Origin of the sequence: Nocardia sp. NPDC059177 (assembly GCF_042755165.1) — a bacterium.
Taxonomy (GTDB): domain Bacteria; phylum Actinomycetota; class Actinomycetes; order Mycobacteriales; family Mycobacteriaceae; genus Nocardia.
In genome coordinates this window covers 178,356-198,473 of the sequence record NZ_JBHZBX010000005.1, presented here as the reverse complement: position 1 = coordinate 198,473, position 20,118 = coordinate 178,356, and the positions used below count along the sequence as shown (strand labels likewise).

General features: G+C 70.7%; 16 protein-coding genes and 1 pseudogene. 8 read left to right on the top strand and 9 right to left on the bottom strand.

All coding sequences use genetic code 11. The annotated features are described in order from the left end of the window. Positions 1–52: 52 nt before the first annotated feature. Both ACFXK0_RS08840 and ACFXK0_RS08835 read left to right on the top strand, forming a co-directional pair. Complete coding sequence (locus ACFXK0_RS08840) at positions 53–1,189, top strand: acyl-CoA dehydrogenase family protein (RefSeq protein WP_379409415.1); 1,137 nt, start codon at positions 53–55, stop codon at positions 1,187–1,189. Between the two features lie 31 nt (positions 1,190–1,220). Beyond that, positions 1,221–2,450, top strand: coding sequence for an acyl-CoA dehydrogenase family protein (locus ACFXK0_RS08835; RefSeq protein ID WP_379409413.1), 1,230 nt, complete (start codon positions 1,221–1,223; stop codon positions 2,448–2,450). A gap of 176 nt (positions 2,451–2,626) precedes the next feature. Here the strand turns inward: ACFXK0_RS08835 and ACFXK0_RS08830 are convergent, their stop codons facing one another. Genes ACFXK0_RS08830 through ACFXK0_RS08820 form a run of 3 tightly spaced genes read right to left on the bottom strand, consistent with a single transcriptional unit; the run spans position 2,627 to position 5,855 of the window. Next, complete coding sequence (locus ACFXK0_RS08830; RefSeq protein ID WP_379409412.1) at positions 2,627–3,394, bottom strand: enoyl-CoA hydratase/isomerase family protein; 768 nt, start codon at positions 3,392–3,394, stop codon at positions 2,627–2,629. Next, positions 3,394–4,665: an acetyl-CoA hydrolase/transferase family protein gene (locus tag ACFXK0_RS08825; RefSeq protein WP_379409411.1), complete on the bottom strand. Its 1,272-nt coding sequence runs from the start codon at positions 4,663–4,665 to the stop codon at positions 3,394–3,396. Before ACFXK0_RS08825 ends, ACFXK0_RS08830 begins: the two co-directional genes overlap by 1 nt. Then, entirely contained in the window at positions 4,662–5,855 is a 1,194-nt protein-coding gene (locus ACFXK0_RS08820) for a CaiB/BaiF CoA transferase family protein (protein ID WP_379409410.1), read from the bottom strand. The genes ACFXK0_RS08825 and ACFXK0_RS08820 overlap by 4 nt, the downstream gene beginning before the upstream one ends. A gap of 74 nt (positions 5,856–5,929) precedes the next feature. On the opposite strand from ACFXK0_RS08820, the gene ACFXK0_RS08815 reads away from it, so the two are divergent. The 5 genes from ACFXK0_RS08815 (at position 5,930) to ACFXK0_RS08795 (ending at position 12,211) form a co-directional block, all read left to right on the top strand. Next, positions 5,930–7,450 carry a class I adenylate-forming enzyme family protein gene (locus ACFXK0_RS08815; RefSeq protein ID WP_379409409.1) on the top strand — a complete coding sequence of 507 codons (1,521 nt, stop codon included), beginning with the start codon at positions 5,930–5,932 and terminating at the stop codon, positions 7,448–7,450. After that, complete coding sequence (locus ACFXK0_RS08810) at positions 7,447–8,214, top strand: SDR family NAD(P)-dependent oxidoreductase (RefSeq protein WP_379409408.1); 768 nt, start codon at positions 7,447–7,449, stop codon at positions 8,212–8,214. The genes ACFXK0_RS08815 and ACFXK0_RS08810 overlap by 4 nt, the downstream gene beginning before the upstream one ends. A gap of 102 nt (positions 8,215–8,316) precedes the next feature. After that, a complete protein-coding gene (locus ACFXK0_RS08805; RefSeq protein ID WP_379409407.1) occupies positions 8,317–9,300 on the top strand; it encodes an MDR family oxidoreductase in 984 nt (327 codons plus the stop codon). Between the two features lie 13 nt (positions 9,301–9,313). Next, positions 9,314–10,507: a MaoC family dehydratase N-terminal domain-containing protein gene (locus ACFXK0_RS08800; protein WP_379409406.1), complete on the top strand. Its 1,194-nt coding sequence runs from the start codon at positions 9,314–9,316 to the stop codon at positions 10,505–10,507. A 12-nt stretch (positions 10,508–10,519) separates the two neighbouring features. Next, positions 10,520–12,211: a class I adenylate-forming enzyme family protein gene (locus ACFXK0_RS08795; protein WP_379409404.1), complete on the top strand. Its 1,692-nt coding sequence runs from the start codon at positions 10,520–10,522 to the stop codon at positions 12,209–12,211. A gap of 59 nt (positions 12,212–12,270) precedes the next feature. On the opposite strand, the gene ACFXK0_RS08790 is transcribed toward ACFXK0_RS08795, so the two are convergent. The 6 genes and pseudogenes from ACFXK0_RS08790 to ACFXK0_RS08765 all read right to left on the bottom strand — a co-directional run bounded on the left by ACFXK0_RS08790 (position 12,271) and on the right by ACFXK0_RS08765 (position 19,157). Further along, entirely contained in the window at positions 12,271–13,269 is a 999-nt protein-coding gene (locus ACFXK0_RS08790; protein ID WP_379409403.1) for an NAD(P)H-dependent flavin oxidoreductase, read from the bottom strand. 328 nt (positions 13,270–13,597) lie between these two features. Beyond that, positions 13,598–14,629 (bottom strand): acyl-CoA dehydrogenase family protein, encoded by a 1,032-nt coding sequence (locus ACFXK0_RS08785; protein ID WP_379409402.1) that lies wholly within the window; start codon positions 14,627–14,629, stop codon positions 13,598–13,600. Further along, on the bottom strand, positions 14,626–15,834 hold the full coding sequence (locus ACFXK0_RS08780) for an acyl-CoA dehydrogenase family protein (protein WP_379409400.1): 1,209 nt from the start codon (positions 15,832–15,834) through the stop codon (positions 14,626–14,628). The genes ACFXK0_RS08785 and ACFXK0_RS08780 overlap by 4 nt, the downstream gene beginning before the upstream one ends. Positions 15,835–15,887: 53 nt before the next feature. After that, positions 15,888–16,661 (bottom strand): enoyl-CoA hydratase/isomerase family protein, encoded by a 774-nt coding sequence (locus tag ACFXK0_RS08775; RefSeq protein ID WP_379409399.1) that lies wholly within the window; start codon positions 16,659–16,661, stop codon positions 15,888–15,890. Positions 16,662–16,665: 4 nt separating this feature from the next. Continuing rightward, a pseudogene (locus ACFXK0_RS08770) lies at positions 16,666–17,238 on the bottom strand (acyl-CoA dehydrogenase family protein); the annotation flags it as partial. A gap of 749 nt (positions 17,239–17,987) precedes the next feature. Next, positions 17,988–19,157, bottom strand: coding sequence for an acyl-CoA dehydrogenase family protein (locus ACFXK0_RS08765; protein WP_379409397.1), 1,170 nt, complete (start codon positions 19,155–19,157; stop codon positions 17,988–17,990). A 124-nt stretch (positions 19,158–19,281) separates the two neighbouring features. On the opposite strand from ACFXK0_RS08765, the gene ACFXK0_RS08760 reads away from it, so the two are divergent. Then, complete coding sequence (locus ACFXK0_RS08760) at positions 19,282–20,088, top strand: FadR/GntR family transcriptional regulator (RefSeq protein ID WP_379409396.1); 807 nt, start codon at positions 19,282–19,284, stop codon at positions 20,086–20,088. The last annotated feature ends 30 nt before the right edge of the window (positions 20,089–20,118 follow it).

Below are 20,118 nucleotides of genomic sequence, written 5' to 3'. Positions count from 1 at the left end.
GAGTATGAGATTTCCATACTGCTCGCTGCGCGTCAACCGGAGGACCGATCCCATGCCCCACGACCCCACCGCGGACCAGCGGTTTTTCCAGACGACCACCCGTGAATTCCTGGCAGGCACGGTGCCGATCGAGACCGTGCGCGCGCTCGCCGACGCGGGCGCCGGCTTCGATCGGGACTGGTGGCGACGCGGCGCCGAACTCGGCTGGACGGCGATGCTGGTGCCCGAAAGCCTGGGTGGCGGTTCGGTGTCCGGGCATCCGATGACCGAGCTGGCGCTGGTCGCCGAGGAACTCGGCCGGGCCGCCGCGCCCGGCCCGTTCGTCACCACCACCGCGGCGCTGGCGGGTCTGCGCGACACCGCCGATCACCTCGCCGAGACGGTCGCCGCCATCGTGGCGGGCACGCTCGTGGTGACCTGGGCGGTGTACGAGCCCGGTGCGGGGTTCGGTGTGCTCGCCGGTAGTGCCGGCGCCACCCGGGCGGAGCCGAGCGGGTCCGGTTACCGGCTGACCGGGGTCAAGGATCGGGTGGAGGCGGCCGATCAGGCCGATCTGTTCCTGGTAACCGCGACCGGTCCCGGCGGCCCGATCCAGCTGCTGGTGCCCGCCGAGACACCGGGGGTGACCGTCAGCCCGGCATGGACCATCGATCTCACCCGGCGCACCGGCAAGGTCGTCTTCGACGATGTCGTCGTCGGCGCCGACGCGGTGACCCACACCGGTGCCGCGGCGGAGTCCGCGATCCGCGCGCAGGCCGGCGCCGCCGCGCTCGTCACCGCCGCGGAGTCCGCCGGCGCCGCCGACCTGGCCCTCACCCGCACCCTGACCTGGCTGTTCGAGCGCTACACCTTCGGACGGCCGCTGGCCTCCTACCAGGCGCTCAAACACCGCATGGCCGACAACAAGACCTGGCTCGAGGCCTGCCGCGCCACCGCGTTCGCCGCGGCCGCCGCCTGGGACGCCGAAGCGCCCGAGAGCGACGAATACATCAGCATCGCGAAATCGTATGTGGGCGCGAAAGCCCCGGTGATCGCCCAGGACTGTGTGCAGTTGCACGGCGGGATCGGGGTCACCTGGGAGCACGATCTGCACCTGTTCCTGCGCCGGATCACCCTCGGTCGCGCGCTGTACGGCACGCCCGAGGAACACCGCCGCCACATCACCGATCTGCTCGACTCCGCGGCATGACCGCACTGTCCACTCAGGAAGGCACTGTCGTATGACCACCGACATCGAGACCGTCGAGGAATTCCGGATCAGGGCCCGGAACTGGCTGAAAGCGAACATGTCCCCGGCCCCGGCCACGATCGCGCCCGCCGATACCGAGGAGGCCTGGCAGCACGCCCGCGACCTGCAACGGCTGCTGTACGAGGGTGGTTTCGCCGGGATCTGTTTCCCCACCGAGTACGGCGGGCTCGGCCTGAGCCCGGCGCATCAGGAGGCCTTCACCGAGGAGTCGCTGCCCTACGAGCTGCCGTTGCTGCTGAATGTGCCGACGCTGGCCATCTGCGCGGCCAGCCTGCTCGAGCTGGGCACCGAGGAGCAGAAGCTGGCTCATCTGCCCGCCGTGCTGCGCGGTGAGGAGATCATGGTGCAGTTCCTGTCCGAACCGCGCGGCGGCTCGGATCTGGCCGGGCTCACCTCCCGCGCCGACCGTGACGGCGACCAGTGGATCCTCAACGGCTCCAAGATCTGGAGTTCGGGCGCCTATGCCGCCGACTACGGCCTGTGCCTGGCCCGCACCGACTGGTCGGTGCCCAAACATCAAGGGCTGACCCTGTTCCTGGTGCCGGTGCACGCCGAGGGCGTCACGGTGCAGCGGATCAAGCAGGTCACCGGGTCCACCGAGTTCTGCCAGGAGTTCTTCGACGACGTGGTGCTGCCCGCGGACGCGGTGGTCGGCAAGGTCGACGGCGGCTGGGAAGCGGCCTCCCGCTTGCTCTTCCACGAACGCGCGGCCCTCGGCGGTACCTCGCCCTACACCAGCGGCGCCCGCCCGCATCTGGGTGGCGAGGCCGATGCGCTGTTGCGCCTGGCGAAGGCGACCGGGCAGTCGGCGGACACGCGAGTGCGCGAGGACATCGGGGAGGCGCGCGCGATGAACGTGGTGCGCGACCAGCTGATCGCCCATGTCACCCGCGCCATCACCACGGGGACCCTGCCCCCCACCTCCGGCGCGATCCCCCGGCTGTTCTCCGCCGAGAACGCGTGGCTGCAAACCGATACCGCCTTGCGCATCGCCGGATCCGACGGCGCCACCTTCTCCGCGGGCGCCGAGGCCGACACCGAAACCGTCGGCCTGGACTACCTGTTCCGTGCCGCGTGGAGCCTCGCCGGTGGCAGCACCGAGATGGCCCGCAATGTCATCAGCGAGCGGGTGCTCGGGATGCCCCGCGAGGACACCGCCGACCGCGACGTGCCCTTCGACCAGGTACCACACGGCCGATGAGGTACCGGTGAGCGGCTCTCGTGAACGAGTCGCTCACCGGGCCCGGGTCATGTCGTTGCCGAGCCACACAGGCATCGCACTGCGGCCCGGATCCGGCCGCCCGATGGCACCGGCAGTCGGGGACCGGCGATCCACCGGCGATGCCGGCGGGCCGAGCGCTGCTCACCTGTGTCCGGTCAGCGACCGATCCAGCGCGGAGTTCGCTTCTCCGCGAAGGCAAGTGGTCCTTCCTGCGCATCGGCGCTCTCATAGCACGGCACCGCAGCGTGCCGGGCGGCCTGGAGCGCGGCCGCGCGGCCCATCTCGGTGGCGAGCATGACCGTGTCGCGGGCCGCGCGGACCGACAGTGGTGCCGCCTCGGCGATGCCGCGCGCGAGCTCGAGCGCGACGGGGAGCAGTTCGGCCGGTTCGGCGAGGCGGTTGACCAGGCCGATCTCGTAGGCGCGGCGGGCGTCGATCGGCTTGCCGGTCAGCAGGATCTCCATCATGATCCGCTGCGGGATCATGTGGATCAGCGGTGCGGCCCAGGGCGAGCTGCGGCCCACTTTCACCTCGGTGACGGCGAAGCTCGCCTCGGTGGAGGCGACGCACAGGTCGCAGGCCTGGGCGATCATCCAGCCGCCGGCGAACGCGGCGCCGTTGACCGCGGCGATGGTCGGTTTGCTCAGTTCCACGGTGTCGTAGGGCAGGGGGAACATGTCCCGGGGCGGCACGGCCATCCCGGTGGCCACCATCTCCTTGAGATCGCCACCGGCACAGAAGGTCCGGCCGGTGCCGGTGAGCACCGCGACCCGCAGCGCCGGGTCGGTCTCGAAACGTTCCCAGGCCACGAACAACCCGGCCCGCACCTCGGCGCTGAGGCAATTGCGGGTCTCGGGACGGTTCAGGGTGATGACCGCGATCCCGTCCGGCCTCGCCTCGAACAGCACGGCATCCTCGGACATCAGAATCCTCTCCGCTGGATCTCGTGCGCCGCACGGTCCAGCTCGTCACGAAAGTCGGGGTGCGCCACCGCGATCAGCGCGCGGGCGCGTTCGGCCAGGGTCCGCCCGGCCAGTTCGGCGGCGCCGTATTCGGTGACGATCACGTCGACGTCGCTGCGCGCGGTGGTGACCGGCCCGGACAGGGCCGCGCAGATCCGGCTCACCGTCCCGCGCTTCGCGGTGGACTGCAAGGCGATCACCGATCGCCCACCCGGCGACCGCACCCCCGCGCGCACGAAGTCGACCTGTCCGCCGGTGCCGCCGAAATACGCCGCACCGCTCTGCTCGGCATTGACCTGCCCGGTGAGATCGACCTCCACCGCGGAGTTCACCGTGACCAGCCGGCTGAGCTGCCCGAGGACCGCCGGGTCGTGGGTGTAAGCGGTGGTGCACATGCGGATCAGCGGATTGCGGTCGGCGAAACGGTAGAGCCGGTCGGTGCCGATCAGCGCGCCGGTCACCGAGACGCCGCGATCGATCTCCTTGCGCGCGTTGGTCACCACCCCCGCCTCCACCAGGTCGACCAGGGCGTCCCCGATCATGCCGGAGTGCACGCCGAGATCGGTGCGGTCGCGCAACAACCGCAGTACCGCGTCCGGCACGGCGCCGATCCCGACCTGCACTACCGCGCCGTCGTCGACGAACTCCGCGACGTGGCGGGCGATCGCCTCGTCCACCGGCCCGATCGCGGCGGCGGTGACCTGCACCGGATCCCGCGAGACCGGGATCGCATAGTCGATGTCGGTGCTGTGGATCCGTTCGCCCATAGTTCGCGGCACCCGGTCGTTCACCTCCGCGACCACCACGCGCGCCGCGCGGATCGCCGACAGCACGTGATCGCTGATGAGGCCGAGGCTGTGCGTGCCGTCCGCGTCGGCGGGCGCTACCTGCACGAACGCGACATCACACCGCAATTCCCCCGCGTCGATCATCGGCCCCACCCGGCTCACATGACACGGCACCACACTCAGCACATGCTCGGCGCTGAGGCGCCGCAGCGCGCCGATGGCACCCATGCTCACCGGCTCGAACACCGCCGCCGCGGCCGGGGTGAGCAGGCCGGAGAAGCTGGTCGCGATGAACAGCGACAGGTCCGCGATCTCGCCACCCTGCTCGATGAGTGCCTCGACCAACGTGGTCGGCTCACCACACGCCTGCCCGGCGACAATCCGGTCACCGGGCCGCAGAATCCGCCGCAGCTCGAGGTCGGCTCCCGGCACCACGGCCATCATCGCGCCACCTGCCCGAGTCTGGCCACCGCATCCGCCGCCGTCGCCGGCACCGCAGCGCGGAGCTGGTCGAGGACCGTGTCGGTGTCGGCGCCGAGGCGTGGTGCGGGACCGGCGATCCGGCCGGGGGTGTGGGAGAAGCGCACGGGTGGGCCGGGGAAGCGGGTCGGGCCTTGCGGGGTGTCGACTGTCTGGAAGAAGCCGACGGCCGCGAGGTGGTCGTTGTCGAAGAGGTCGTCGAGGGAGCGGACCGGGGCCGCGGGGATCTCCAGCGCGCGCAGCAGGGTCAGCCATTCGTCGGTGGTGCGCTGGGCGAAGGTCTCGGCGAGGTGCGCGTAGACCACATCGATGCGGGCCGCGCGCTGGGCGAGAGTGGCGAATTCCGGTCCGGCCCAGGGTGGTTGGATGGCATTCACGAAGGCGGTCCAGTGTTTGTCGTTGTAGACCAGCGCCGCCAGATACCCGTCGGCGGTCCGGTAGGGCTTGCGGTCGGGGGTCACCGCGCGTGGGTAGGCGGCGGGGCTCAGCGGCGGGGAGAACATCGCGCCGTTGGCGTGTTCGACCAGCATGAATGCCGCCATCGTCTCGAACATGGCGACCTCGACCTCCTGGCCCTGCCCGGTCCGCTCCCGGTGCAGCAGCGCCATCGTGGTGGCGTATACCGCGGTCAGCCCGGCGACCTTGTCGGCGATGATGCTGCCTACGTATCCCGGTGTGCCGGTGAGCATTTCCTGCACGGAGGGCAGCCCGCACGCGGCCTGGACGGTGTCGTCGTAGGCGGGCAGGCCCGAGTCCGGTCCGCCGCGGCCGTAGCCGTAGCAGTTGGTGTAGACGATGGCGGGCGCGAGCGCGGCCACGTCCGGATACCCGAAACCGAGCCGTTCGATCGCCGCCGCCCGCATGGAATGGATGAAGACATCGGCCCCGGCGATCAGTTCGCGCAGGGCGGCGGCGCCGTCCTCGGTGCGCAGATCGAGGACCACACTGCGCTTACCCCGGTTGACATTCACGAAGACCCCGCTCATGCCCGGCTCGGGACCCACCGAGATGTAGCGGGTGTCGTCACCGCGCGGCGGCTCGATCTTGATCACCTCGGCGCCCATGTCGGCCATGATCTGCGTGCAGTACGGGCCCATCACCATCGCGGTCAGGTCGACGACCCGAATCCCCGCGAGCGGACCTGTGTGTTCCATCGCGTCCCCTTTCGACCACCACCCGATCGGGCTATCTGGTGAATCTTTACAAGGATAGTGCTATCAAGGAAGTCGTGGACAGCTTCACCGGCAACATCCGTGCCCCGCGCCCCGTCGCGTCCGTGCTCGACGCTCCGCTGCGGGAGCGCCCCGGCGCGCCCGCGATCATCGCCGCCTCGGGCACGTGGACCTACGCCGACCTCGACGAACAGGCCGCGCGCGCGGCGGGAGCGCTGTGGTCGCTCGGCGTGCGGCCCGGCGATCGGGTCGCCGCGTGCCTGCCCAACGATCTCGCCATCGTCGCCGCGTTCCACGGCGCGCAGCGCGTCGGAGCGATCTGGACCGGGATCGGAGAAGCGAATTCTCCTGCCGAGCAACAGTACCTCCACGACCTGTGTGAGCCCGCCGTCGTGCTGGCCGGTCCGCGCTGGGGCGCGAGCTCGCCGCACGCGATCCACCCGGACCGCTGGGCCGACCTGATCACCGGAACCGAACCGGCGCCGCGAATCACCCACGACATCGACGCCCCGGCGGGTATCGCCTTCACCAGCGGCACCTCCGGGCGCCCGAAAGCGGTGGTGCACAATCAGCGCAATCTGCTGCTGCCGGGCGCGGTCGTGCGGGCCACCCGCGGCTGGGGCCCCGACCTGCGCCGCGGCGACAGCTTCCCGCTCACGATCCTGAACATGATGGTGCTGTCCACCCTGACCACGGCCCAGGCCGGCGGCTGCGCGGTGATCATGGACCGCCGCGATGTCGACGGCGTCGCCGAGTGGATCGCCGCGCACCAGGTGACGGTCTGGAACGGCGCCCCCGCCCAGCTCTACGACCTGGCCCGCAAGCCCGGCGCGGATCTGGAGTCACTGCGGGAGGTCTGGAGCGGCGGCAGCGACACCCCCGACACGGTCCGCACCGCCTTCGCCGCAACCCACCACGGCCTCGTTCCCCGCACCACCTACGGCCTCACCGAAGCGCCGACGGTCGTCGCCATCGATCCGCCGGGCACCGACTGGACGCCCGGCAGCAGCGGCCGCGTCCTCCCCCACCTCGATGTGGCCGCCTACGACGACGAGAACCGCCGCCTGCCACCGGGTTCCCTCGGCGAACTCCGCCTGGCCGCCGCCACCGACGGGCCCTGGGCCGGGCTCTGGCGCCCCACCCTCGGCTACTGGTCCGACGGCGCGGTGCACCCGCCGGACCCCGGCCCGTTCGCCACCGGCGACATCGGCACCGTCGACGCCGCGGGCCGCCTGTCGGTGCTGGACCGCAAGAAGATGGTCATCATCCGCGGCGGCGCGAACGTCTACCCGCTCGAGATCGAACGGGTTCTCGCCACCCACCCGCAGGTCACCAAGGTCGCAGTGTGCCCGGTACCGGACGAGCGTCTCGGCCAGAAGGTCGCCGCTGTGGTCGAAAGTGACAGCAGCGCCGTCGATTTCGACGACCTGGCGAACCTGTGCCGCCGCGAGCTGGCCGGCTACAAGGTCCCCGAGATCTGGGCCAGGGTGGACGCGCTGCCGGTGAACGCCATGGGCAAGGTGGAGCGCACCGGGCTCACCGCACTCGCCGTCACCGCCGACCAGGAGAACCGATGAGCGACCCGGCACTGGAACTGTTCGATCTCTCCGGCCGCGTCGCCGTGGTCACCGGCGCGTCTTCCGGGCTCGGTGCCGCCGTGGCCGAGACCCTGGCCGGACTGGGCGCCCGGGTCGCGGTGGTGGCCCGGCGCGCCGACCGGCTCACCGACCTCGCCGACCGCGTCGACGGGCTCGCCGTGGTCAGCGATCTGGCCGACCCCGCGCAGCTCGCCACCGTGGCACCCCGGGTCGTCGAGCAGCTCGGCGCGCCGACGATCCTGATCAACGCGGCGGGCAACCGCTTCACCACCGAACGCGCCGAGGACGAACCACTCGATGCCGTACAGCGCACCATCGGCCTCAACCTCATCGCACCGTTCCTGCTGGCCCAGGCACTGTTCCCGCACATGCGCGACGCGGGCGGCGGGTCGGTGGTCAATGTCTCCTCGATCAGCGGCCGCGTCGGCGTCCCCGGTATCCCGCAGGCCTCCTACGCGGCGAGCAAGGCCGGCTTGTCCGGGCTCACCACCGAACTGGCGGTGCAGTGGGCGCGGCACTCCATCCGGGTGAACACCGTCGCCCCCGGCTTCTTCCGCAGCGAGATCACCGACAGCCTCTACGACAGCGAACGCGGCGCCGAGTACCTGCGGCGCAACACCCCGCTCCCGCACGAGGGCACCGCCCAGGACCTGGTCGGCGCCATCACCTGGCTGGCCGGTGACGCCGCCCGCTATGTCACGGGGCAGACGATCGTGGTCGACGGCGGCTGGACCGCCCGCTGACAGCAGCGCCCGCACCGGGCGATTGACACCGAACACTCCCGATGAAAACATATCCATACCTACGCGAGAATTATATTCTCGCAGGAGAGAGGGGTAATCCCCATGTTCTCGGCCATCCTTATCGAGAAGAGCGGCACACCGCCCGAGGTCAGCGCGACCACGGTGTCCGAGGACGCGCTGCCCGAGGGTGACGTCACCGTCGACATCGCGTACTCCACGCTGAATTACAAAGACGCCCTGGCCATTACCGGGAAATCGCCGGTGGTCCGGTCCTTCCCGATGGTCCCCGGCATCGACTTCGCCGGGGTGGTCGCCGCGAGCGATCATCCCGACTGGGCGCCCGGTGACGAGGTGATCCTGAACGGCTGGGGTGTCGGCGAGAGTCACTGGGGTGGCCTGGCCCAGCGCGCCCGCGTCCGCGGCGACTGGCTGATCGCCCGGCCCGAGGCCTTCACCGCCCGCCAGGCCATGGCGATCGGCACCGCCGGCTACACCGCGAGCCTGTGCGTGGAGGCCCTGGCCGGTCACGGCCTGACGCCCGACGACGGCGAAATCCTGGTGACCGGCGCGACCGGCGGCGTCGGCAGCGTGGCGATCGCGCTGCTCACCGCGGCCGGCTACACCGTGGCCGCCGCGACCGGAAAACCCGCCGAGGCCGGGTATCTGAAGGACCTGGGCGCGAACACCGTCATCGACCGGGCCGACCTGGCCGAACGCGGCAAGCCGTTGCAGAAGGAACGCTGGGCCGGCGTGGTCGACGCCGCGGGCAGCCACACGCTGGTGAACGCGAGCGCCCAGGTCCGCTACGGCGGCGCCGTGGCCGCGTGCGGGCTGGCCCAGGGCATGGATCTGCCGGGCACCGTCGCCCCCTTCATCCTGCGCGGGGTCACCCTCTACGGCATCGACAGCGTCATGGCGCCGATTCCGCGCCGGATCCGGGCCTGGGAGCGGCTGGCCCGCGACCTCGACCCCGCCACGCTGGACTCCATCGCCACCGAGGTTCCGCTGAGCGAGGCGATCGCCGCCGCGAGCCGGTTCATCGACGGCACCGTGCGTGGCCGTCTCGTCGTCGACGTCAACCGCTGAACAGGGAGTATCCGTGGCCACGAACAAGCGCACCGCCGCCGTCGAACTCGATCTCAGCGATGTCGACCACCGGGTCGGGAAACCGATCGGCGGCGGCCAGCTGTGGGATCCGTGCAGTACCTCCGATATTCGCCGCTGGGTGATGGCGATGGACTATCCCAATCCCCTGCACTGGGATCAGGAATTCGCCAAGGAATCCCGCTACGGCGGGCTGATCGCACCCCAATCCATCGCGGTCGCACTGGATTACGGGCACGGCGCGGCGCCCGCCTGCGTCGGCCGCATTCCCGGCAGTCACCTGATCTTCGGTGGCGAGGAATGGTGGTTCTACGGCGCGCCGGTCCGCCCCGGCGACACCCTGTTCCAGGAGCGCCGGTTCCACGACTACAAGGTCGCCGACACGAAATTCGCCGGCCCGACCATGTTCTCGCGCGGGGACACCACCCATCGCAATCAGCACGGTGTGCTGGTCGCCCGCGAACGCTCGACCGCCATTCGCTACCTCGCCGAGGAAGCGGCCGAGCGCGGCATGTACGACAATCAGGCCGGGGAGATCAAGCGCTGGACCGCCGCCGAACTGGCCGAGGTCGACGCGCTGCGCACCGAATGGCTGCATTCCAATCGGCTCGGTGTCTCCCCGCATTTCGACGAGGTGAAAGTCGGCGACAAATTGCCGCGCCGGGTGATCGGCCCGCATTCCATCGCGAGCTTCACCACCGAATACCGCGCGTTCCTGTTCAATATCTGGGGCACGTTCGGCTGGGTCGCGCCCGAGGGTGTCGACGATCCCTGGGTGTATCAGGATCCCGGCTGGACCGAGGGTTTCGGGTTCGACGAAGAGGGCGCCAAGATCGATCCGCGGCTGCGCGACGGGCTCTATGTCGGCCCCTCCCGCGGCCATATCGATGCCGACAAGGCCGGCGAGGTCGGCATGGCCCGCGCCTACGGGTACGGCGCGACCATGGGCGCTTGGTGCACCGACTACCTGGCGTACTGGGCGGGCAACGACGGCATGGTGCGCCACACCAAGGCCGATTTCCGGCTCCCCGCGTTCGAGGGCGACGTCACCTATTTCGACGCCGAGATCATCGGCAAAGAGGACCACTCGACCTGGGGTGTCCCGCTGGTCCAGGTGGAACTGAAACTCACCGACCAGAACTCCGGCACGCTCGTGAAGTGCGTGGCCGAGGTCGAACTGCCGTTCTGAGAGAGGTCGACGATGACCGAGGAAGTAACGGACCCGGCCGTCGCGGCCGGGCCACCACTGGCCACCGAACCCGGGCTCGGCCCGCTCACCCTGCCCGGATTCCTGCGCACGGTGACCGAGCGCTACGGCGACCGGGAAGCGCTCGTCTTCCACGACGCCGCCGAGGTGACCCGCTGGACCTATGACGAGCTGTGGGAACAGTCCGTCGCGGTGGCGCGTGCCCTGCGCGCCGCCGGGGTCGGCAAGGACAGCCGGGTCGGGGTTCTCATGACGAACCGGCCGGAGTGGCTGGCGGCCGTGTTCGGGACCGCCCTCGCCGGCGGGGTCGCGGTCGCGCTGAGCACCTTCTCCACGCCGGCCGAACTCGAGCACCTGCTGAGCATGTCCGGTGTCTCGGTGCTGCTGTTCGAACGTGCCGTCGCCGGAAAGGATTTCGCGACCGTGCTCGGCGAACTGGCACCGGAGATCAGCACGGCGACACCCGGGACGGTGCGCTCGGCGGCCTATCCGTTCCTGCGCCACCTCGCCGTGGTCGGCGCACCGGTGGGCGATGGCGCGATCGAGACCTGGGACGCCTTCGTGGCGCGCGGGGAGTCCGAGCCGGTCGTCCTCGTCGAGGCGGCCGCGGCGACGGTGTCACCGAGCGATACCGCGGTGCTGTTCTTCTCCTCCGGAACCACGAGCAAGCCCAAGGGGATTCGCAGCGCGCATCGCGGGGTGACCATCCAGATGTGGCGGTTCGCGCGGATGTTCGGCTTCGGCCCCGACGACCACGTCCGCTGCTGGACCGCCAACGGCTTCTTCTGGTCCGGCAATTTCGGGCAGGCGCTGGGCTCGACCCTGGCCGCGGGCGGGTCGCTGGTGCTCCAGTCGACCTTCGACGGTGCGGCTGCGCTGGAACTGATGCAGGCCGAGCGGGTGAACTTCCCGGTCGCCTGGCCGCATCAGTGGGCTCAGCTCGAAGGCGCGCCCAACTGGTCGACGGTGGATCTGAGCGCGCTGCGGTTCGTGGATGTCGATTATCCGGCGGCCCGCCATCCCACGGTGCACACCACCTGGACCGAGCCGGGGCACGCCTACGGCAATACCGAAACCTTCACCATCACCACGTGTTTCGCCGCCAACACGCCCGCGGAGACGATCGCGGGCAGCAGCGGGGAACCACTGCCCGGCAATACGATCAAGATCGTCGACCCGCTCACCGGCGCGGTGCTGGCCCGTGGTGATCGCGGCGAGATCTGCGTCAAGGGCCCGACCCTGATGCTCGGTTACGTCGGCATTCCCCTGGACGAGACGCTCGACGCCGAGGGCTTCTTCCACACCGGCGACGGCGGCTATCTCGACGATGCCGGCCGGTTGTACTGGGAGGGCAGGCTCACCGACATCATCAAGACCGGCGGCGCCAATGTCTCCCCGCTCGAGGTGGACGAGGAGCTCAACCGGTATCCGGGCGTGAAAGTCGGTCGCACCGTGGGCATTCCGCACGACACCCTCGGCGAGATCGTGGTGGCCTGTGTCGTCCCGCACGCCGACACCGCCCTCGACGGGGAGGCGATCCGGTCGTTCCTGCGCGAACGGCTCGCCAGCTACAAGGTGCCCCGGCACGTGCTGCTCTACACCGAGGACGATTTCGCCCTCACCGGCAGCGCCAAGATCAAGTCCGCCGAACTGCGCGAACTGGCCGCGGCCCGGCTCGCGACCTAGCACGCCGGTCGCGGCGGCGGTTCCAAGACCGCCGCCGCTCCGGCGTCAGCGCTCAGGCGTCAGCGCACCGGTGCCAGCGCGCCGCCGAGGTGACCGACGGTGGCGGCGAGGTCACCGCACGCTTGTTCGTACTGTCCGCGCAGGGTCGCCACGAGTTCGGCGGTGGTCCCGGCCTCGGTGACGGCGCCGATACCCTGACCCGCGCCCCACACATCACGCCAGGCCTTGGCCTCGCTGCCGGAGTTGCCGAAGTTCATCTTCGACGGGTCCGACTCGGGCAGGTTGTCCGGGTCCAGGCCCGCGGCGACGATGCTGCCGCGCAGGTAGTTGCCGTGCACGCCGGTGAACAGGTTGCTGTAGACGATGTCGGCGGCGGTGGAGTCGACGACCATCTGCCGGTAGTCCGGCACCACATTGGCCTCGGTGGTGGACAGGAATGCCGAGCCGATATAGGCCAGGTCGGCGCCGGCGGCCTGGGCGGCCAGGATCGACCGGCCGTGCGCGATCGAGCCCGACAGCAGCAGCGGGCCGTCGAACCAGGTGCGGATCTCCTGGATCAGCGCGAACGGCGACTGCGTTCCGGCGTGCCCGCCCGCACCCGCGGCGACCGCGATGAGCCCGTCGGCGCCCTTCTCGATCGCCTTGCGCGCGAACTGGTTGTTGACGACGTCGTGCAGCACGAGCCCGCCGTAGGAGTGCACGGCGTCGTTGATCTCGGTGCGCGCGCCGAGCGAACTGATCACGATCGGCACCTTGTGCTCGACGATGACCGCCATGTCCTGCTCGAGCCGGTCGTTGGAGCGGTGCACGATCTGGTTGACCGCGAACGGCGCCACCACCGCGTCCGGATTCGCGGCCGCGAAGGCCGCGTTCTCCTCGACGATGCGGTCGAGCCAGTCGCCGAGCAGCGAGGCGGGCCGCGCGTTCAGCGCCGGAAACGATCCGACGATCCCGGCCTGGCACTGCGCGAGGACGAGTTCGGGGCCCGAGGCGATGAACATCGGCGAGGCGACCACGGGCAGGGACAGGCGGCTGGAGAGCCACTGGGGCAGTGCCATTGAATCCTCCGAAAAACGGGACAGGCCGGCGGACCGGTTGTTCGTCAGTACCCGAACGGTACGACCGAAGACCTCCGCTATGCAACCAGTTGCATAGTGATAGTGGCCGGAATCACCGCGACTACCGGACGGCCAGGTGATCGATATGCCGGACGTATCCGGAGTCCGTTGACTGGTGGATGCCGGTCAGCGCACCGCACAGGTCATCGGTACCGGCCCGCCGGTTTCTTGCGGTGCGCGGCCGGCGACCCGAACAGTGCGGTTCAGGGCCGCCCGTTCGAGGTGGACGTGGATGCCGGTCAACGCACCGGCGTGTCTGCCGCACAGGTCAGTGATACCGGGCGGCCAGCTTCTTGCGGTGCGCCGCAGGCGACCCGTACAGCGCGCGGTTCAAAGTCGCCCTTTTGAGGTGGACGTGGATGCCGCTGTCCCAGGTGTAGCCGAATCCGCCGTGCAGTTGCAGGGCGGCGCCCGCGACCCGCACCGCGGCGGAGGTCGCGTACGACTTCGCTCGTGACGCGGCGATCGCGCTGTCGGCCGAACCCTCATCGATCGCCCGCACCGCCGCGCCGACGAGATGCCCGGCGACGGTGACCTGCACGAGCATGTCGGCGCAGGCGTGCTTGACCGCCTGGAACGAGCCGACCGGGCGCCCGAACTGTTCGCGCACACGCACATAGGCGACAGTCGCGGCCAGCATGGCTTCGGCCGAGCCCAGCGAGTCGCAGGCCACCGCGACGGCGGCCCTGGCACGCAGCGCGTCCTGGTCCGGGAAGTGCCAGACCGCATGGGCGGCCACCCGGTCGGCGCTTACCCTCGCGGCCGAGCGGGTGGCGTCGACCAGCGGTGTCGGGGTGATGGTCAGTCCGGCTGCGTCGGGGACGACCGCGACGAGTTCCTCGCGCGCCGGGATCGGGACGAGCAGGAGGTCGGCGGCGGGGGCGTCCAGGACGAAGTCCGCCGAACCGGTCACCACGGGTCCGGCGGGACTGTCGTCCAGGGCGAAGGCGTTATCGGCTTCACCCGCGTCGAGGACCAGCACCGGCAGGGTGCGACCAGTGACGGTCTCGCGGAAGATATTGTCGCGCAAGTCATCTGCCGTAGCGGCGGCCAGCGCCGGGACCGACAGGGCGAGCACCGTGGGCAGCGCGGTGACAGCCGCCGCCCGCCCCGCCTCACCGAGCAGCACCGCGACCTCGGCGAAACCGGCTCCCGCACCGTCGAATTCGGGTGGCGCGGCCAATCCGGGCCACCCGGCCTCGGTGACGGTCTTCCATGACACCGGTTCGCCGGCCGATTTCGCCAGCAGGCCACGGGCCAGGGACCGCAGTTCGTCGTGGAACTCGGTGAAGTCGGTCATCGCTTGCCTCCGGCCGGTTCGCGGGGCAGCCCGAGGCCGCGTTCGGCGATGATGGTGCGCTGGATCTCGCTGGTGCCGCCGGGGATGGTCCACTCCCAGGAGCCGAGGAAGTCCAGCACCCAGGCGCCGGATTCCCAGCCGCCCGACCTCGGTGTGCGCAGCACCGTGTGCGCGGCGACTCCGCCCAGTTCGGCGCCGAAATCGGTCATCCGCTGGAGGAGTTCGCTGTAGTAGAGCTTCACGATCGAGGCGTCGGCCGGACCGACGGTCCCCGCTTCGTGCCGTTCGACCAGGTCGCGGCACAGCTCGCGCAGGCCGGTGATCTCGATCTCGAGTTCGGCGAGCCGATCGGCCACCACCGGGTCGTCGAGCGCTCGCCCACCGGGACCGGGGCGCGCGGCATCGGCCAGCAGCATCCGGAAGCCCGCATTGCCGAGCCGCTCGGCCAGTTCGAGCATGGTCAGGCCGCGTTCGGCGCCGAGCGTGCGCTGCGCGACCTGCCAGCCGGTGTGCTCCGTGCCGATCAGCGCGCTCGCGGGCACCCGCACATGATCGAGGAAGATCTCGCAGAAGTGCGCTTCCCCGGTGGCTTGCCGGATGGGCCGCACCTCGATGCCGGGGCTGCGCATGTCGAGCAGGAAGTACGAAATCCCCTGTCGTGCAGGGACGTCAGGATCGGATCTAGCCAGCAGCAGACACCAGTCCGCGTACTGCGCACCGCTGGCCCACACCTTCTGGCCGGTGATCACCCAGTCCTCACCGTCCCGGACGGCGGCGGTCCGCAAGGCGGCCAGGTCCGAGCCCGCATCGGGTTCGGAGAAACCCTGCACCCAGATCTCCCCGTCGAGAATCGCGGGCAGATGCCGCGCGCGCTGCTCGGGTGTCCCCGCCGCGAGCAGGGTGGCGGCCGCGTGATGGATGGCGACGAACGCCAGCACCAGCCGTGGCGCGTCGTGCGCCGCCAACTCCTGGTACAGCACGATCTGATGCCCGACCGGCATCCCACCCCCGTACTCGGCGGGCCAGTGCGGCACCGCGAACCCGGCGACCCGCAACCGCTGGAACCAATCCTGCTGGAACCGAACGAATTCCGCGTCGGAGGCACCGAGCTGCGTCTGCCGCCAATCCGCGGGGATCTGCGTGCGGCACCAGTGGCGGACATGCGCACGGAACGCGGAGAGGTCGGTGGTCCACCGCTCCCCCACTCCCGACACACCGGTTGGCCCAGTCGAACGCACTTCCGCCGCGTCTGCAGGTGTCATCGGGCGTGCTGACGCAGGGCGAGCAGGCGATCGCGGTGCTCGGGGGTTTGCATGGAGACGACTTCGGCGGCGAAACCGGCTTGCATCGGACCGGCCAGTGCCTGGCTGAGGTACATGTTCACGACGCGCTTGGTGCCGCGGACCGCTTCGGGGGGCTGGGCGGCGATGCGGTGGGCGAGGGCCAGTGCCTCGGGCAGGAGGTCGTCGGGGGCGACCACGCGGCTGGCCAGGCCGACGTCGACGGCTGTGGCCGCGTCGATGCGGTCACCGGTGTAGAGGTATTCGCGGGTGCGCAGGATGGGGGTGAGCAGTGGCCAGAAGGCGGCGCCGCCGTCGCCGGCGACCAGGCCGACCGCTACGTGCGGATCGGCCAGGTAGGCGCGTTCGGACAGCAGCACCACATCGCTGAGCACGGCGATGCTCGCGCCGAGGCCGACGGCGGCGCCGTTGACCGCGGCGATCACCGGCAGCGGGAAGCGCAGCATCTCCTCGATGATCTGCGCGCCTTCCCGGATGCTCTCGTCGCGGGCGACGGGGTCGTCGAGGAAGGAGGTGATCCAGTCCAGGTCGCCGCCCGCGTTGAAAGTCCTTCCGGCGCCGGTGAGTACGACCACCCGGGCGGCGGTGTCGGCGGCCAGGTGCCGCCAGACCTCGGCCAGCGCGCGGTGCAGGTCGGCGTTCACGGCATTGAGCGCGTCGGGCCGGTCGATCAGCACGACGCGGACCGGGCCGTCGGCGGTCACGGTGAGTCCGGGTGGCAGCGGGTCCACGGCGTCACGCTCCTCGGGGGTCGGAGAAGGGACCGGCCAGCCCGTCGGCCCCGATCCGGTGGGTCAGCAGGTCTTCGGTTCCGGTGATCCCCAGCGGCAGCCGCCGCAACGGCAGACTGTGCCGGGACAACCACGACAGCGTCGTCTCGTCGCAGAACCCGACCGCGCCGTGCACCTGATGCGCGACCCGGAAGACGATCTCGGCGGCTTCCAGCACCGCCAGCCGCAGGGCGAGCGCATCCGCGACCGCACCGGGCTGCCCGGTCTGGACACTCCACAGCGCGTACCGGGCCAGCATCTCGACGCCTTTGCGCTCCACCTCGGCATCGGTCAGCTGGAACTGCACGGACTGGAAATCCGCCAGCCGCCGCCCGAACTGCTCGCGCATCAGCACATGGTCCTTGGCCAGTTCCACCGCCCGGTCCAGCATCCCGAGCAACGTCCAGCACGGCAGAACCAAGGCCAAGGCCAGATCGCCCTCGCCGCGAGTATCCAACGGCCGCAAGGCAATCGACGTCACGAACGCGGTCTCCCGCGGACTCCGCCCGCCCACCGCGGCAACGATCCCCTCCACCGTTCCCCCACCGGACCGCCCGGCGGACTCGCGACCGACTCCCCCACCGAGCTGCACCGAGAACTCCCCGCCCGATCCCCCACCCAGCCGGACCGCGAACTCCCCACCACGGGACCACGCGGCAACACCCGCACCAGCTCGAACCGCGATCCCCCTATCGGACTCCCCGCCGGCCCGCCCGCCCGACCCCACCGCGACTTCCCCATCAGAACCGACCACCCGCATACCACCGGCGCCACTGTCTGCCGGCACAGCGGTTTCCCCGACGACCGATGTGGACCGGGCAGTGATCCGGCCATCAGCCTCCGAGCCGAGCCCGGCAGGGTGTCGTGGCGTCGCCGTCCATCGCCGGCCGTCCGGATCGACCGCGACGACCCGCAGGTCGAGCCCGGCGATCGGGGCGGCGGATTCGGGGCCTGCCACCACGACGAGGGCGTCGGCCTCGAGGTCGTGTGGGCGGGACAGGCGCTCCGCGATCGGATAGGGGATGGCCCAGTACCCGGCACTGCGGCACAGGGCCGCGGCTGCTTCCAGTTCGATCGGGTCGCGGCGTGGCGACAGGTCCCACGCGCCGAGGCGTTCGAAGACGGCGGCGATCGTCGTGTGCCGGACCGCCGGGTCGGCCTCGGCCGACTGGACGAGGTCGTCACCACCCGCGGCTCGCAGGGCGCGCAGTGCTTCGTAGCCGAATTCGGCGGCCTCGCTGGATAATTCGATGTGCATGGTGCCCCCAGGTGGTCTCGCGGCCGAACTCACGCCGCCGCCCCGGCTCGTCGTGGCCCGGACAGCAGCGCGCGGGACAGCAGGATCTGCTGCATCTCGACGCTGCCCGAGGCCACGGTCGCGGCGTTGGCGTAGCGCCAGTGGTCGTCGACGGCGCGGCGGAAGTTGCGGCAGGTGCCGTCCTCGTCGGGGACGTGGGCGGCCAGTTCGGTGAGCAGCGCGGCGCTCTCCTGATCCAGCCGGGTGACCGCGATCCGGTAGGCGGCGGCGTCGGCGGGCGCCACCCTGCCCGTGTTCTGCATGGCGACGACCTGATACGCGAGCAGCCGGGCCCGCCGCGCCCGCGTGAGCGCACGCGCCCACCGGCCGCGCAGGGCGGGCGGCAAGGTATCCCAGCGCTCGCCGAGCGCGGTCGGCGCGCGCTGCAGCAGCCGTTCGCAGCGGGCGTAGCGGGCGATGCCGACGCGTTCGAAGGCCAGCACCTCCTGCACCACGGCCCAGCCCTCGTCCACGGCGCCGAGCACATCGGCCGGCCCGACCGGCACATCTTCGAAGAAGACCTCGTTGAGGTGGTGCGGCCCGAGCATGGAGCGGATCGGGCGGACCTCGATGCCGGGTGCGGTCATGGGCAGCAGGAACACCGTGAGCCCCTGCTGTTTACGGCCACCGGTGGAGGTGCGGGCGAGCAGGAAGCACCACTGCGCCATGGTGGCGTAGGAGGTCCAGATCTTCTGCCCGGAGATCCGCCAGCCGTCACCGTCGGGACGGGCGGTGGTGCGCAGCGAGGCCAGGTCGGAGCCGGCGTCGGGCTCGGAGAAGCCTTGGCACCAGATCACCTCCCCGGCCGCGATGGGCGGCAGATGCAGGCGCTGCTGTTCGGCGGTGCCGTGCCGCATCAGCGTGGGCCCGACCCAGTTGACACCCATGTATTGCGCGCCGCGCGGTTCGTGCTGCGCCCACATCTCCTCGCGCACCACCGTCTGCTCCCACACCGAGGCACCCCGGCCGCCGAAACGTTCCGGCCATGCCGCACAGAGCAATCCACGATCGGCGAGCACGCCACAGAATCGCTGGGCTCTCGCCAGATCGGCGGGGTCGTCGGTGAACGCGCCGAGGAAATCGTCCGGAACCTCCGCGGCGATCAACCGCCGGAGCTCGCTGCGCAGACCCGCTGCGGCTTCGCCCATGGTGAAGTCCATACGACGCACAGTACGTCAATCCTCATAAGGATAGCAATATTTGTGGGGTCAGCGAGGCCGCGACTAGACTGCCGCGCATGGCGGAGACGACGACCCGGGATGCAGCGCGCGACAGGCGAGCCGCATGACCGGCCCGCGCCGGGGCCGGGTGCCGCAGCGCCGGATCGCCGAGACCGTCGCCGCCGAACTGCGCGCCCGCATCCTCACCGGGGACGCGGACTACCGGCTGCCCACCCAGGACCAGCTGGTCCAGGACTTCGGCGTCAGCTACCCGTCGATCCGCGAGGCGCTGCGCATTCTGGAGACCGAGGGCCTGGTCACCGTGCGCCGCGGCAATGTCGGCGGCGCCGAGGTGCACCGGCCCGACGAGTCCTCGGCCGCTTACCATCTCGGCCTGGCTCTCCAGGGCGCCCGGGTGACACTCGGCGATCTGGCCGCCGGCCTGCGCATGCTCGAACCGCTGTGCGCCGCTGCCTGCGCCGGCCGGGCCGACCGGGCGACCACGGTGGTGCCCGCCCTGCTCGAGAATGTAGACAAGTCCGCCGAACTGCTCGACGACGGCGCCGAATTCACCCACACCGCCAGGGAATTCCACGATCTGATCGTGACCCACACCCCCAATCTCACCGTGCGCTACATGGTCAGTTCGCTGGTCACGCTGTGGTCGGCGCAGGAACAGGCCTGGGCGGTGGAGCTCACCCAGGAGGGCGAGTACCCCTCTCGCGAGCAGGCCGACGCCGCCGTGCGCACGCACCGCCGGATCGCGGTGGAGATCGAGGCAGGCCGCGCCGCCGAGGCCGAGCGGCTCTACCGCAGCCACCTCTCGGCCACCCAGACCCTGGTGCTCGAACGCTACGACGCCGACATGATCAGCGCGTCACCCCAGGGCGCCCGGCCCACGACCCGCCTACGCCCGAGCACCCGGATCTGAGCTCGACCATCCGCCGCACCATGCCCTGCC

Excerpts from the sequence above, each read along its gene's own strand:
- ACFXK0_RS08820 (WP_379409410.1), bottom strand. The coding sequence starts at position 5,855 with ATGGAACACACAGGTCCGCTCGCGGGGATTCGGGTCGTCGACCTGACC.
- ACFXK0_RS08840 (WP_379409415.1), top strand. The coding sequence starts at position 53 with ATGCCCCACGACCCCACCGCGGACCAGCGGTTTTTCCAGACGACCACC.
- ACFXK0_RS08760 (WP_379409396.1), top strand. The coding sequence starts at position 19,282 with ATGACCGGCCCGCGCCGGGGCCGGGTGCCGCAGCGCCGGATCGCCGAG.
- ACFXK0_RS08825 (WP_379409411.1), bottom strand. The coding sequence starts at position 4,665 with ATGATGGCCGTGGTGCCGGGAGCCGACCTCGAGCTGCGGCGGATTCTG.
- ACFXK0_RS08795 (WP_379409404.1), top strand. The coding sequence starts at position 10,520 with ATGACCGAGGAAGTAACGGACCCGGCCGTCGCGGCCGGGCCACCACTG.
- ACFXK0_RS08790 (WP_379409403.1), bottom strand. The coding sequence starts at position 13,269 with ATGGCACTGCCCCAGTGGCTCTCCAGCCGCCTGTCCCTGCCCGTGGTC.
- ACFXK0_RS08835 (WP_379409413.1), top strand. The coding sequence starts at position 1,221 with ATGACCACCGACATCGAGACCGTCGAGGAATTCCGGATCAGGGCCCGG.
- ACFXK0_RS08785 (WP_379409402.1), bottom strand. The coding sequence starts at position 14,629 with ATGACCGACTTCACCGAGTTCCACGACGAACTGCGGTCCCTGGCCCGT.
- ACFXK0_RS08805 (WP_379409407.1), top strand. The coding sequence starts at position 8,317 with ATGTTCTCGGCCATCCTTATCGAGAAGAGCGGCACACCGCCCGAGGTC.
- ACFXK0_RS08830 (WP_379409412.1), bottom strand. The coding sequence starts at position 3,394 with ATGTCCGAGGATGCCGTGCTGTTCGAGGCGAGGCCGGACGGGATCGCG.
- ACFXK0_RS08810 (WP_379409408.1), top strand. The coding sequence starts at position 7,447 with ATGAGCGACCCGGCACTGGAACTGTTCGATCTCTCCGGCCGCGTCGCC.
- ACFXK0_RS08765 (WP_379409397.1), bottom strand. The coding sequence starts at position 19,157 with ATGGACTTCACCATGGGCGAAGCCGCAGCGGGTCTGCGCAGCGAGCTC.